General features: G+C 73.9%; 11 protein-coding genes. 5 read left to right on the top strand and 6 right to left on the bottom strand.

Annotated features, from left to right (window positions below; all coding sequences use genetic code 11):
* Nucleotides 1-182: 182 nt before the first annotated feature.
* The 5 genes from hpf to mtrA all read right to left on the bottom strand — a co-directional run bounded on the left by hpf (nucleotide 183) and on the right by mtrA (nucleotide 7,103).
* Entirely contained in the window at nucleotides 183-878 is a 696-nt protein-coding gene (gene hpf / locus AC0693_RS05235; RefSeq protein ID WP_468463126.1) for a ribosome hibernation-promoting factor, HPF/YfiA family, read from the bottom strand.
* Nucleotides 879-1,196: 318 nt separating this feature from the next.
* Nucleotides 1,197-1,802 carry a ComF family protein gene (locus tag AC0693_RS05230; RefSeq protein WP_478801010.1) on the bottom strand — a complete coding sequence of 202 codons (606 nt, stop codon included), beginning with the start codon at nucleotides 1,800-1,802 and terminating at the stop codon, nucleotides 1,197-1,199.
* A 685-nt stretch (nucleotides 1,803-2,487) separates the two neighbouring features.
* Nucleotides 2,488-4,302: an LpqB family beta-propeller domain-containing protein gene (locus AC0693_RS05225; RefSeq protein WP_356413899.1), complete on the bottom strand. Its 1,815-nt coding sequence runs from the start codon at nucleotides 4,300-4,302 to the stop codon at nucleotides 2,488-2,490.
* An 82-nt stretch (nucleotides 4,303-4,384) separates the two neighbouring features.
* Complete coding sequence (gene mtrB / locus AC0693_RS05220; protein WP_478801009.1) at nucleotides 4,385-6,412, bottom strand: MtrAB system histidine kinase MtrB; 2,028 nt, start codon at nucleotides 6,410-6,412, stop codon at nucleotides 4,385-4,387.
* Between the two features lies 1 nt (nucleotide 6,413).
* Complete coding sequence (gene mtrA, locus AC0693_RS05215) at nucleotides 6,414-7,103, bottom strand: two-component system response regulator MtrA (protein WP_283455169.1); 690 nt, start codon at nucleotides 7,101-7,103, stop codon at nucleotides 6,414-6,416.
* A 245-nt stretch (nucleotides 7,104-7,348) separates the two neighbouring features.
* Between mtrA and AC0693_RS05210 the strand changes: the two genes are divergently transcribed.
* Genes AC0693_RS05210 through AC0693_RS05190 form a run of 5 tightly spaced genes read left to right on the top strand, consistent with a single transcriptional unit; the run spans nucleotide 7,349 to nucleotide 12,920 of the window.
* Nucleotides 7,349-8,671 (top strand): hypothetical protein, encoded by a 1,323-nt coding sequence (locus AC0693_RS05210; protein WP_478801008.1) that lies wholly within the window; start codon nucleotides 7,349-7,351, stop codon nucleotides 8,669-8,671.
* Nucleotides 8,672-8,675: 4 nt separating this feature from the next.
* The gene (locus AC0693_RS05205; protein ID WP_478801007.1) at nucleotides 8,676-9,368 is read left to right on the top strand and encodes a DUF4129 domain-containing protein; all 693 of its coding nucleotides are present in this window, start codon (nucleotides 8,676-8,678) and stop codon (nucleotides 9,366-9,368) included.
* Nucleotides 9,365-10,612, top strand: coding sequence for a DUF4350 domain-containing protein (locus AC0693_RS05200; protein WP_478801006.1), 1,248 nt, complete (start codon nucleotides 9,365-9,367; stop codon nucleotides 10,610-10,612). The genes AC0693_RS05205 and AC0693_RS05200 overlap by 4 nt, the downstream gene beginning before the upstream one ends.
* A complete protein-coding gene (locus AC0693_RS05195) occupies nucleotides 10,609-11,610 on the top strand; it encodes an AAA family ATPase (RefSeq protein ID WP_356413913.1) in 1,002 nt (333 codons plus the stop codon). Before AC0693_RS05200 ends, AC0693_RS05195 begins: the two co-directional genes overlap by 4 nt.
* On the top strand, nucleotides 11,610-12,920 hold the full coding sequence (locus tag AC0693_RS05190; protein WP_469333275.1) for a DUF58 domain-containing protein: 1,311 nt from the start codon (nucleotides 11,610-11,612) through the stop codon (nucleotides 12,918-12,920). The genes AC0693_RS05195 and AC0693_RS05190 overlap by 1 nt, the downstream gene beginning before the upstream one ends.
* On the opposite strand, the gene cpt is transcribed toward AC0693_RS05190, so the two are convergent.
* Nucleotides 12,917-13,456, bottom strand: coding sequence for a chloramphenicol phosphotransferase CPT (cpt, locus tag AC0693_RS05185; protein WP_478739657.1), 540 nt, complete (start codon nucleotides 13,454-13,456; stop codon nucleotides 12,917-12,919). The two genes, AC0693_RS05190 and cpt, sit on opposite strands and share 4 nt — an antisense overlap.
* Nucleotides 13,457-13,563: the final 107 nt, after the last annotated feature.

Below are 13,563 nucleotides of genomic sequence, written 5' to 3'. Positions count from 1 at the left end.
TGCCGCACCGATCCGTGCGGTCTGCGCGGATCCGGCGGCGTCCGGCGCCAACGCGGCGCAGTCGGACGCCGGCTGACTGTCCGCCATGATTCCATGCCCAGGCCACCGGGCGGGGGCTCCCCGTGCGCATACGGGTGCCCCCGGCGACGCCGGAGCGTGACCGGGGGCATCGCAGGGGGCTGTCAGCCGCCGAGTGCGCCGCCCGCGCCGCCCGGCGATTCCTCCGTGCTGGAGGCACCGTCGGGGTTCACGTGGATGACGCCGTAGTCGTAGGCGTGCCGCCGGTAGACGACACTGGGCAGCTTCGTTTCGGAATCGACGAACAGATAGAAGTCGTGGCCGACCAGTTCCATTTCGTACAGGGCCTGGTCGAGCGACATGGGCGAAGCCGAGTGCGTCTTCTCGCGGACGATCAGCGGGCCTTCGCCCTGAACTTCGAGCGGTCCGATCCGCGTCGTCGGGACCGCGTCCGCCTTCTCCTGGGACACCACCTCGCCGTTCGCGTTCAGCTCCGCGACACCTGGCACGACGTCGGCGACCTCCGCCGCCGAGAGCCGGCCGCTGCCGCGGCGGTTGTGGCGCTTGTCGTGCTGCTTGCGCAGTCGGGCCTCGAGCTTGTCCTGAGCCAGGTCCAGCGCCGCGTAAGGGTCTGCGGCAGCCGCCTCGGCACGGATCACGGGTCCCCGCGAGTGGAGGGTGATCTCCACGCGGTCGGAACGGTCGGCCTGACGCGGGTTGTGTTCCTTGGACACCTCGACGTCCAAGCTGATCACCTTGGCGTCGAGCCTCTGGATCCGCTCCGGATTCAGTTTCTCGGCCACGTGCTTGCGGAACCGCTCGGGCACTTCGGTCTTGCGGCCCTTGACGACGATGTCCACGCAGAACTCCGTTCCCGGATAGCTCCGCCTCAGCGGCGAAGCGTCTCCCTTTTGCACCAGACCCCGGTGAACACCGGAGCCTCGGACTTGGCGACTTTCACCTCCTCCTCCCCCATCGGCAAGATCACAACCCCACCGACGTTGGAGTCGAGGGGCACGCCTGCCCGATGCGGAGAAGCTCCGAAGCGCGAGTTCTTCTTCAACCGAACATATCCCTCTTGGCCGGTTGTCGACACCCGCTGCCGGAACATACCTCCGTTCAGGTGGCCATTCCCTCTTACTACCTGCAACGATGCGCCTTCCCTTCCAGTTCCTGATCTATTCACCGGTTCCTTGCGCTGTTCGAGTCGCGAGCGCGTCGAAGGACCCGGCCGGGGCGGCCACGACGGCCGCGCGCAGCCCCTCGGGCGCCGCTCCCGACGCCCGCAGGGCGCGGGCCGCCTCCGCGAGGGTGTGGCCGGTGGTGATCAGGTCGTCCACGAGCACGAGCCGGCCGCCCGCGAGCGGCCGTACGCCCCCGGGGCGCACCTCCAGGGCCCCCGCCAGGTTCGCCCGCCGCTGCCCGGCCCCCAGGCCCGCCTGGTCGGCCACCCGGCGCCGTTGGCGCAGTACGGGCGCCACGCGCGCGGGGATCCCGGCCCGGCGCAGCCGCGCCGAGGCCGCCAGCGCGATCCTGCGGGCCGGGTCGTGACCGCGGGCCCGGACCTGGCGCCGTGCGGAGGGCACCGGCACCAGGACCAGCCCCGCCCGGTCGCCCCCGTCCCCGCCCGCCAGGACCGCGGCCGCCAGTGCCCCTCCCAGGGGCCCGGCCAGGGGCAGCGCCCCGCGCTCCTTGTGCGCCAGCAGCACCGCGCGTACGCCGCCCGCGTACCCGGCGGCCGCGTGCACCACGGGCAGCCCCGGCGGCGCCGGGCGCGGCCGCACCACCTCCGCCGAGCCCCCGCCCAGCGCCTCCCGGCACCCCCCGCACAACCACACCCGCGCCACCCCGCACCCGGCACACTCCGCAGGCACCACCAACCCGGCGATCTCCCCCCACCACCCCATCCCCCCACTCTCCCGCACCCCCACCACCCCCACACCCCCTGTGGACAACCCCGGCGGGGCGCCTGCCGCCGGTCGCACGTGCCCTCCGGGTGCGCCTCAAACGCCGGCGAGGCTTGTTTCGTCACCCGACGGGACCGACCACTGAACTGCCCGCCGCCGCCGGGCTCGCGCTGTGGGCCCTCCGGGGGCGCCTCAAACGCCGGCGAGGCTGATTTCGCCCCCGTCACCTCAAGTCGGCCCGCACCCCGTCAACGCTCAAGGCGCCCCGGAGGGCACACCAGGACGAGCCCCACCCTCGAAACCGCAACCAAATCCAGCCCCGCCGGCGTTTAAGGCGCCCCCGCAGGGCACACAAGGCATCCCCGCCCCTCCCACACCGCAACAAAATCCAGCCCCGCCGGCGTTTGAGGCGCCCCCGGAGGGCACACACGGCGAGTCCGCCCCCTCACCCGCACCACCAGCCGTCCACGGCAAAACGAGACCAGAGCCCGGAGACCAAGGATCAGGAACCAGGGTCGGAGGCCCGGAACCCGGATCACCCGCCCGTAACCCGGATCAAAGGTCAGCCCGGATACACCGGCCCCCGCCCCCCCGCCGCGGCCGTGCGCCACTGCGCACCCGGCGGCAGCCAGACGATGCCGTCCTCGTCCGAGCACCCCACCACCGGCTTCTTCTCGTCCTCCGACGCCGCCACCGCCGTCAGCCCCGTCGCCCCCGGCAGGCTCGCCGCGACCATCGACCCGTCGGCCAGCACGTACCGCGCCTGCACCACCCCGCCGCTCTCCCGCCCGACGACCAGCAGCCGCCCCCGCGGGGCCCAGCTCATCGCGGTCACGGTCGCCATCTGCGGCGCGGCCGGACGCAGTTCGCGTACGGACACGGCGGCCGCGTCCGCCTTGTCCTCGGGCCGTTCGATCCGCCCGATGTACAGGTTCCGGCGGCCGTCCTTCGTCACCAGCAGCGCGATCCGCACCCCGTCGGACGACACCCGCAGCTGCGTGATCTGCCCGTTGTCGAGCCCGGCGACGTCCACCCGTTCGGGTGCGCCGGTCCCGCCCGGCACCCGCCACAGCCCCGCGTTCTGCGGGTCCTGGTCCGCGATCCACAGGTCGCCCCGCGCGTCCCAGCTGGGCGCGGTCAGCTTGTTCGCCTTGCTGGTCAGCGCCGACGGCGGCAGCGGCCCGGCCGTGGTCAGCGAGACCACGTGCAGGGCGTGCCCGTCCTCGGAGACGACGGCGGCGCGGTGCTCGTCGTAGGTGACGGCCGCCGAGCCCACCTTGAGGCCGGCGCCCGCCGCGGACAGCGGTCCGGGCACCGGCTCGGCCGGGTCCTGCTGGTCCTCCTTCTCGACCGCGAGGTTCATCCTGACCAGCCGGTGGTCCTTGTCCACGTAGTACTGGAAGCGCGGCGACGGCGCCCGGGTGGCGATCGTGGCCGCCGCACCCTCGGTCACCGCGCACAGGGACGAGCCGTCGGAGCGCAGCAGTTCGACCCGGTCGAGCCGGGAAGTCGTCATGTCCCGCACGGTGTAGAAGAGTTGGGTCGCCATCTTCTGGCACTGCGGGTGCGCGACGTTGTCGGCCTTCTCGTTGAGCGGCACCCGCAGGGTGTTCTGGCCGTCGTACGAGAGGGACTTGGTGCCCTCGCGCAGTTCCGTACCGGTGGGGAAGTTGGAGGCGACGACCGGGCCGAGCCACTTGGAGGGCCCGGTCAGCAGGGACCGCACGGTCTGCGTCATCGGGTCCATCCGCGTGTCCGGATCGGTGCGTTGACGCACGTAGACGGGGTCGGCGACGAGCGTCCCGTCCGCGAAGTAGTACTTGTTGACGGGCCGGAAGATCCGCTGGAAGTCGGACTCGCTGAGCACCATGCCGCCGGGCGGCGAGGCGATCCGCCACTGCTTGTTCTTGTCCTGGACGAGCTGGATGAACTCCTCGTAGCGCCCGCCGCCGGTGTCCGGCTGGTACGCGCTGCGCTCGTCCACCGTCGCGAGCCGCTTGCCGGTGACCTTGAACCGGGGGCCCTCGGGGTCCTTCTCGCCCTGGACCGAGATCCGCGTGATGCCACCGGACAGGACGGTGATGGCGGAGCCGGGCCGCCAGCTCTTCGCCGCGTCGTCGGTGAGGTACTTGCGGGCGGTCTCCAGCTGCGGGTCGTCGCTGGTCATCGCTTCGAGGAAGCCGTCGACGATCTCGGGCGGGGTGGCCTTGTCGGAGGGCGGTACGCCGAACACCCGCACCTGTGAGTCGACGCCCTGGGAGGCCTGCACCTCGCTGATCTCCCCGTGGTCGGGCATGGAGGCGCAGCCGGACGCCAGCAGCGCGGCGCACAGGACGGCGCCGAGTCCGGCCGTCAGCCGCCGGGTGCGACCGGGCACGGGACGGGACGGGCGACCGGACACGGGGCCAGGCGTGCGACCAGGCGCGCCACCAGCCGTTCGACCGCGCGTGGGATCGGGCTCAGCGTCCACCGGTTGCGTCCTCCTGTGCCTGATTCACCGCTCCGCCACCGGCACCACCCGCACCGCTGGGATCACTCGTACCACCCGTACCACTGCCACCACCCGCACCACCGCCACCACCGCCCGCCTCCGCGGTCCGCGACACCACTCGAGCCCCGGACCCCGGCAGCGCGGTGGGGTCCGCCGGTACGGGCGTCGCCGAGGCGACCGCCGAGCGCGGCGGGATCTGCGACCGGTTGGCCGGGCCCGGCTGCGCGGCGTCGGCGCCGCCGCCGATCCGCCCCTCCGCCGCCGCGCGCGCCCGGTTCGCCCGCGAGTCCTCGGGCTCCAGCGGGATCGGGGAGCCGCGCAGCGGTTCGTCGGCGGTGCGGGGCAGCGTGAGGCGGAACTGCGAACCGCCGCCCGGTTCTCCCCAGGCCTGGAGCCAGCCGCCGTGCAGCCGGGCGTCCTCGACGGCGATGGAGAGGCCGAGCCCGGTTCCGCCGGTGGTCCGGGCGCGCGCCGGGTCGGCGCGCCAGAAGCGGTTGAAGACCCGGGTGGCCTCGCCGGGCTTGAGGCCCACGCCGTAGTCCCGTACGGCCACGGCGACCGCCCCGCCCGCCGAGGCGAGCCGGACCACCACGTCGCGGCCGTCCCCGTGCTCGACGGCGTTGACGACGAGGTTGCGCAGCACCCGCTCGACCCGCCGGGCGTCGGCCTCGGCGATGACGGGCTGGGCGTCACCGAGCACCCGCACCCGGCTGCCCTTGCGCTCGGCCAGCGGTTCGGCGGCGTCGATGACCCGGTGGACGACGTCGCGCAGGTCGATCGGCTCCGCCTCCAGCGCGGCGGCCCCCGCGTCGAACCGGCTGATCTCCAGCAGGTCGGCGAGGAGCGACTCGAAGCGGTCGAGCTGGCCCGCGAGCAGTTCGGCGGCGCGCGCGGTGACCGGGTCGAAGTCGACCCGGGCGTCGTGGATGACGTCGGCGGCCATCCGGACGGTGGTCAGCGGGGTGCGCAGCTCGTGCGAGACGTCGGAGACGAACCGGCGCTGCATCCGGGACAGCTCTTCCAGCTGCTGGATCTTGTGCGAAAGGTTCTGCGCCATTTTGTTGAATGCTTCGCCCAACCGGGCGATGTCGTCCTCGCCGGTGACCTTCATCCGCTCCTGGAGCCGCCCGGCGGAGAGCCGCTCGGCGACCCCGGCGGCCATCCGGACGGGCGTGACCACCTGGCGCACGACGAACCAGGCGATGGCGCCGAGCAGCACCACCACGAACAGCCCGGCCGTGGCGATGGTGGTCTTGACCAGGTTCAGCGACTCCTGCTCCTGGGTCAGCGGGAACAGGTAGTACAGGTCGTAGGGCTCCCCGTTGATGTCGGTGAGCCGCTTGCCTATGACCAGCGCGGCCTCGGACTCGGTGCCCGGGGTGCTGTAGTGGATGCTGGAGAAGGTCAGGAAGGTGCCGGTCGCGTGGTCGACGGACTTGCGCAGCGCCATGGGGACGCTGGCCGGGTCGACGTCGCCGGAGGCGCGGGCACCCCGTACGCCGGGCCCCATCTCACCGGTTCCGGCGCCGAGCGCGACCACCTCGAAGGCGGTCTGGCCGCCACTGGCCAGCTGTTTGACCAGGGAACTCATCCAGGTACTGGCGTCCCGGCCGGCCTTGGTGTCGACGGCGGTGGGATCCGGCCCGTCGGAGGTGGAGGGCGCGTTGGCCTTCTCCTGTGCGACCGCGAAGCCGCCCGCGGCCTGGCTCTGCGCGGCCTCCTCCTTGGCGTCGAGGAGCCCCTTGCTGACCGAGGCGATGACGACGAAGCCGAGGCTGAGGACCACCGCGAGCGACATGAGCAGGGTGCCGGCGACCACCCTGAGCTGGAGGTTGCGCCGCCAGAGGCGGACAGCCGGAAGCAGCGGCCTGCGTACGAGCCGTACGAACAGCCGCAGGACGGGACCGCCGGCCGCTCCGTCAGCCACCTGACGGAGCTGCCGACCGCCCCGCAGGGCCCCCCGACGGGAACCGGAGGAGGGCCTGCCGGGCTTCATCTCAGCTCGGTCCGGCCTTGTAGCCGACGCCACGGACGGTCACCACGATCTCCGGGCGCTCCGGGTCCTTCTCGACCTTGGAGCGCAGTCGCTGAACATGCACGTTGACCAGGCGGGTGTCCGCCGCGTGCCGGTAGCCCCAGACCTGCTCCAGCAGCACCTCACGGGTGAACACCTGCCAGGGCTTGCGGGCCAGCGCGACCAGCAGGTCGAATTCGAGCGGGGTCAGCGCGATGGAGGCGCCGTCCCGCTTCACGGAGTGCCCGGCCACGTCGATGACCAGGTCACCGATGGTGAGCTGCTCGGGCGCGGGCTCCTCCGAGCGGCGCAGGCGGGCCCGGATGCGGGCCACCAGCTCCTTGGGCTTGAACGGCTTGACCATGTAGTCGTCGGCGCCGGACTCCAGCCCCACGACCACGTCCACCGTGTCGCTCTTGGCGGTGAGCATCACGATGGGCACGCCGGATTCGGCGCGGATCAGCCGACAGACCTCTATGCCGTCCCGTCCGGGCAGCATGAGGTCGAGCAGTACCAGGTCCGGCTTCGCCTCCCTGAAAGCAGCCAATGCCTTGTCGCCGTCCGCTACGAACGACGGCTCAAAACCTTCTCCACGCAGCACAATGCCGAGCATCTCGGCCAGCGCGGTGTCGTCGTCGACGACAAGGACGCGTCCCTTCATGGTTGACATCATCCCATTAGCTAATCGTTACCTGGCGGTGAGCTGTCCCACAGCCAAAAGGGCTGGAAATCGCCCCTCTGACCTGCGTCGTGATCCAGTCGTCCAGTCTGCCTCGGATCCGGGCGACAATTGAAGGTGCGGGCCGGTCCGATGTACCGGGGGAGGAGCCGGTCCGTCCGGCGTTCCCACGTGGCACGATGGCAGCGACCCGGCGCCCCCGGCGCCCCCGTCAGCGCAGTACACGTGAAGGAGCGACGATGAACGACTCTCCGGGCTGGGCTACGCCCGGACCCTCTCCGTCCGAAGGTGAGCGCGAGAGCGCTCCCGGTACGAACGGTACGGGGGCGCAGCCGCCATCTTCACCGCCTTCCCCCCAGAACCCCGCTCCGGCCGACTCCAAGTGGTCCGCCGAGCAGCCTCCGGCCGGCCAGTGGTCCAGCCCCGGCGCCGCCCCGGCACCCGGCGAGCCCGCCGCCCCCGCGGACGGCTCCGCCCCGCAGCCGCAGCCCCAGCCCGGCGCGGGCTGGGGCTCGTACGGCAGCCCGCAGCCCGGACGGTACGGCGCCCCCTACGGCGGCCACCCCGGGCAGCCCGGCGGCTGGGGCAAGCCCCCCGCCGCCAAGCCCGGCGTGATTCCGCTGCGCCCCCTGGGCCTCGGCGAGATCCTCGACGGCGCGGTCACCACCATGCGCACCCACTGGCGCTCGGTCCTGTCCGTCACCGCGGTCGTCGCCGTGATCGTGCAGCTCGCCACCGTGATCTTCCAGCGGTACTCGATGAACCGCCTCATGACCGACCCGGGCAGCATCACCGGCCCCGGCGAAATGCTCGACGTCATGGGCGGCAGCCTCGCCGTCTCGGCCGTCAGCATCTTCATCCAGGTCATCGGCGGCGTCCTCGCCACCGCCCTGCTCACCATGATCTTCAGCCGCGCCGTGCTGGGTCAGCCCTCCACGGTCGCCGGTGCCTGGCGCGACGCCCGCCCGCAGTTCCTGCGCCTCGCCGGACTGACCCTGCTGCTCACCCTCGCCTCCGCGGCGCTGCTCCTGGTCCTGATGCTCCCGGGCATCCTCGCGTCCAGCACGGGCCTGGCCCTCCTCGGCGGGGTCGCGGGCCTCGCGCTCCTCGCCTGGCTGTGGGTCCGCTTCAGCCTGGCCTCGGCGGCGCTGATGCTGGAGAAGGCCACCATCCCGAAGGCCCTCGCCCGCTCCGCGAAGCTGGTCAGCGGCGCGTGGTGGCGGATCTTCGGCATCTCGATGCTGACCGCGCTCATCGTCGGCATCGTCTCGATGATCATCGCCGTGCCGTTCTCGGCCATGGCCGTCATCTTCGGCGGCGGCTTCGACGACATCGTCGCCGGGAACACCCCCGACAGCTGGCCCTACCTGATCATCATGGCCCTCGGCGGCGTGATCGCCATGGCCGTCACCATGCCGATGCAGTCCGGCGTCACCGTCCTGCTCTACATCGACCAGCGCATCCGGCGCGAGGCCCTCGACCTGGAACTCGCCCGCGCGGCCGGCGTCCAGGACTACGGCACCCCCGGCGCCGCCGCACCGCACCCCGGCGCCGGAGGCTGATGCGGTGATCACCTCGCGGGGACCGATCACACGCACCGCCGCGGGCCTGCTGCCCCGGTCCGAGACACCACCGCTGACGACACCGCGCGACGCGGCCCGCGAGGCCGCCGAACGCGAGCTGTCCAAGCCGCTGTACCACCAGAACGACCCGAGCCCCGTCCAGCGGGCCATCGACCGCTTCTGGGAATGGCTCGGCGACCTCACCGGCTCCGCCGCCGACGCCACACCCGGCGGGCCCGTCGGGATCCTGGTCATCGTCCTCGTGGTCGCCCTGCTCATCGGCGCCCTGTGGTGGCGGCTCGGCTCCCCCCGCCGCGCCGCCACCAGCGGCCAGGTCCTCTTCGACGAAGGCGTCCGCAGCGCCGCCGACCACCGCGCGAGCGCCGAGGCGCACGCCGCCGCCGGCCGCTGGACCGAGGCCGTCCAGGAGCGCATGCGCGCCGTCGTGCGCTCCCTGGAGGAACGCACCCTGCTCGACCCGCGCCCCGGCCGCACCGCCGACGAGGCCGCCGCCGAAGCCGCGCGCTCCCTCCCCGCCCACAGCGGCGAACTGCACGCCGCGGCACGGGCGTTCGACGACGTCACCTACGGCGGCCGGACCGCCGACACCAGTACCTACGCCCGCCTGCGCGACCTCGACGCCACCCTGCAGCGCACCCGTCCCGTCCTCACCACCACGGGAGGACCGGCCGCATGAGCACCGCCCGCACTCCGGCGCCGCCCCCCGCGCCCCCGCACCCCGCGGACCCGGCCGGCGCCGCGCCCGCTGCCGCCCCCACCTCCACCGCGGTCGGCGCCGCCCGCATCTGGCGCCGGGCCCGCGGCTTCCTCATCGCCCTCACCGCCCTGCTCCTCGCCGGCCTCGTCCTGGCCTCCCTGCAGTCCGGCGGGCAGCACGGGCGGCTCGACCCGCGCTCACCCGACCCCACCGGCAGCCGGGCCCTCGCCGAACTCCTCGGGGAACGCGGCGTCACCATCCGCGTGGTGACCACCACCGCCGAAGCCGCCGCCGCGGCCGGCCCCGGCACCACCCTCCTGGTCACCGACCCGGACCTGCTCGGCGCGGTACACCGCTCCACCCTGCGCTCCGCGACGGACCGCGGCGGCCGTACGGTCCTGCTCGCCCCCACCGGCAGCACCCTGCGCGATCTCGCCCCCGGCGTCCGCACCAAGGGCTCCGCGCACGAGACCACCCTCTCCCCCGCCTGCGCGCTGCCCGCGGCCACCGCCGCCGGGCGCGCCTCGACCGGCGACGGCCTCCGCTACACCACCGACCTCCCGCGGGCCCTGTCCTGCTACCCGAGCGCGGGCGACCCCACCCTGCTGCTCCTCCCGGGCGCCGGCGGCGCGGACACCGTCGTCCTCGGCTCCGGACAGATGCTGCAGAACGACACCCTGGCCGACGAGGGCAACGCCGCCCTCGCCCTCCAACTCCTCGGCTCCCGGCCCGCACTCGTCTGGTTCATCCCCTCGGCCGCCGACCTCGCCGACGGCGCGGACGAGCAGGACAAGAGCTTCCTCGACCTCGTACCCGCCGGCTGGGGCTGGGCCCTGCTCCAGCTCACCGCGGCCGCCGCCCTCGCCGCGCTCTGGCGCTCGCGCCGCCTCGGCCCGCTGGTCACCGAGCAACTCCCGGTCGCCGTCCGCGCGTCCGAGGCCACCGAGGGCCGCGCCCGCCTCTACCGCAAGGCCGGCGCCCGCGACCGGGCCGCCGACGTGCTGCGGGAGGCGGCCCGCGAGCGCCTGGCCGCGCTGGTCGGCGTACCGCCCGCCCGCGCACAGGACCCCGCCGCCCTGCTGCCCGCCGTCTCCGGCCGGCTGGCCGGCGCCGAACACGACCCTGCCGGGCTGCTGTTCGGCCCCACCCCCTCCGACGACGCGGCGCTCGTCGCGCTCGCCGACCACCTCGACGCCCTCGAAAGAGAGGTCCGTACCTCATGACGGCCACGCCCGCCGACGCCTACCCGGCCGCCCCCGCCCACCCGGACGCGGACCGCGCACGCGCCTCCCTCGAAGCGCTGCGCACCGAGATCGGCAAGGCCGTCGTCGGCCAGGACGCCGCCGTCACCGGCCTGGTCGTCGCCCTCCTGTGCCGCGGCCACGTGCTCCTCGAAGGCGTCCCCGGCGTTGCCAAGACCCTCCTGGTCCGCGCCTTGGCCGCCTCCCTGGACATCGGCACCAAGCGCGTCCAGTTCACCCCCGACCTGATGCCGAGCGACATCACCGGCTCCCTCGTCTACGACGCCCGCACCGCCGAGTTCTCCTTCCAGGACGGCCCGGTCTTCACCAACCTGCTGCTCGCCGACGAGATCAACCGGACGCCCCCCAAGACCCAGGCCTCCCTGCTCGAAGCAATGGAGGAGCGCCAGGTCACCGTCGACGGCACCCCCCGCCCGCTCCCCGAGCCCTTCCTCGTCGCCGCCACGCAGAACCCCGTCGAGTACGAGGGCACCTACCCGCTGCCCGAAGCCCAGCTCGACCGCTTCCTGCTCAAGCTCACCGTCCCGCTGCCCTCCCGCGCGGACGAGATCGGCGTCCTGACCCGGCACGCCGCGGGCTTCGACCCGCGCGACCTCACCGCCGCCGGCGTACGCCCCGTCGCGGGCCCCGCCGACCTCGAAGCCGCCCGCCGCGCCGTCGCCGCCACCACCGTCTCCCCCGAGATCACCGGCTACGTCGTCGACATCTGCCGCGCCACCCGCGAATCGCCGTCGCTCACCCTCGGCGTCTCCCCGCGCGGCGCCACCGCCCTGCTCTCCACCGCCCGCGCCTGGGCCTGGCTGACCGGCCGCGACTACGTCACCCCCGACGACGTCAAGGCCCTCGCCCTGCCCACCCTGCGCCACCGGGTCCAGCTGCGCCCCGAAGCCGAAATGGAAGGCGTCACCGCGGACGCGGTCATCACCGCGATCCTCTCCCACGTCCCCGTTCCGCGCTGATGGCCCTCACCGGACGCGCCGCCCTGGTGGCGGCCCTCGGCGCGCTCCCCGTCGGCCTGCTCGAACCGAGCTGGTGGGGGATCCTCGCCGTCAACGGCCCCTTGGCCGCGGCCTGCGCCGTCGACTACGCGCTCGCCGCGCCGGTCCGCGCCCTGCGCCTCGCCCGCTCCGGCGACACCGCGGTGCGCCTGGGCGAGGGCGCCGAGGTCCACCTCGCCGTCACCAACCCCGGCGGACGCACCCTGCGCGCCCGGATCCGCGACGGCTGGCCCCCGAGCAGCTGGCTCCCGGGAACCGAGGCCTCAGCCTCCCGGCACGGCCTCACCGTCCCCCCGGGCGAACGCCGCCGCGTCACCACCCGCCTGCGCCCCGCCCGTCGCGGCGACCGGCGCGCCGACCGCGTCACCGTCCGCTCGTACGGGCCGCTCGGCCTGCTGGCCCGCCAGGGCACCCACGTCGTGCCCTGGACGGTCCGCGTCCTGCCCCCCTTCACCAGCCGCAAGCACCTGCCGTCCCGGCTCGCCCGCCTGCGCGAACTCGACGGCCGCACCAGCGTCCTGACGCGCGGTGAGGGCACCGAGTTCGACAGCCTGCGGGACTACGTGCCCGGCGACGACACCCGCTCCATCGACTGGCGGGCCACCGCCCGCCAGAACAAGGTCGCCGTCCGCACCTGGCGTCCCGAGCGCGACCGGCACATCCTCATCTGTCTCGACACGGGCCGTACGTCGGCCGGCCGCGTCGGGGACGCCCCGCGCCTGGACTCCGCGATGGACGCGGCCCTGCTGCTGGCCGCCCTCGCCACCCGCGCGGGCGACCGCGTCGACCTGCTGGCCCACGACCGGCGCACCCGCGCGCAGGTCCAGGGCCGCCCGCCCGGCGACGTCCTGCCCGCCTTCGTGAACGCGATGGCCCCGCTGGAACCCGAACTCGTCGAGACCGACGCCCGCGCCATGGTCTCGACCATCCTGCGCAGCGCCCCGCGCCGCTCCCTGGTGGTCCTGCTGACCAGCCTGGACGCCGCCCCGATCGAGGAGGGCCTGCTCCCGGTGCTGTCCGGCCTCACCCAGCGCCACACGGTCCTGCTGGCCTCGGTCGCCGACCCGCACATCGCGGCCATGACCGCGGCCCGCGGCTCGGTCGACGCGGTCTACGACGCCGCCGCGGGCACCCGCACCCAGGCCCAGCGCCGCCGCACCGCAGACCAGCTCTCCCGCCACGGCGTCCACGTGGTCGACGCCACCCCCGACACCCTGGCCCCGGCCCTCGCCGACGCCTACCTCGCCCTCAAGGCCGCCGGCCGCCTTTAGCCCTGGAACCGGACCCGCTGGGCGATGGCCCGCGCGCACTCCATCGCTTCGGTGCGCGAGGTGTCCACCTCCAGGTCGTAGACCACGCCCCGGTGCACCGCCTCGGCCTGCGCCGCGGCCATCCCGGCCACCCGGTCCCCGCGCGCCACTTCCCGGCCCGCGGCGACCGCGGGGTCGCACCGCACGCCGACCCACAGCACCACGAGCCCGTCCAGCGCCTCCCGCCAGCGCCGCTGCGAATCCGGCCCGCCCAGGAACACCTCGTCCACGATGACCCGCGCCCCGGCTCGCGCCATGGCGGCGACCCCCGCGATCCAGGCCACTTCCAGCGTCCTGAACTCCGGCCCGACGACGACCTCGCCGTCCGCCGCGAACTCGATCCCGTCCCCGGATTCCCGCATCGCGGCGGGCATCGCGTCGACCAGCGTGTCGACGCCGAGGGCCAGCCAGGGATCCGGCAGGACCGCCTGCAGACACCGGGCGATCCCGGACTTACCCGAACTTGAACCACCGTTGAGCACGATCACCTGGGTCATGAACTCACCCTAAACGCAGAAAAGCCCCGCACCATAAGGTGCGGGGCTTTCCCACAATAATTGTTCGGCGGCGTCCTACTCTCCCACAGGGTCCCCCCTGCAGTACC

Source organism: Streptomyces sp. NPDC043876 (genome assembly GCF_056435825.1).
This window is presented reverse-complemented; position numbering and strand designations above follow the sequence as displayed.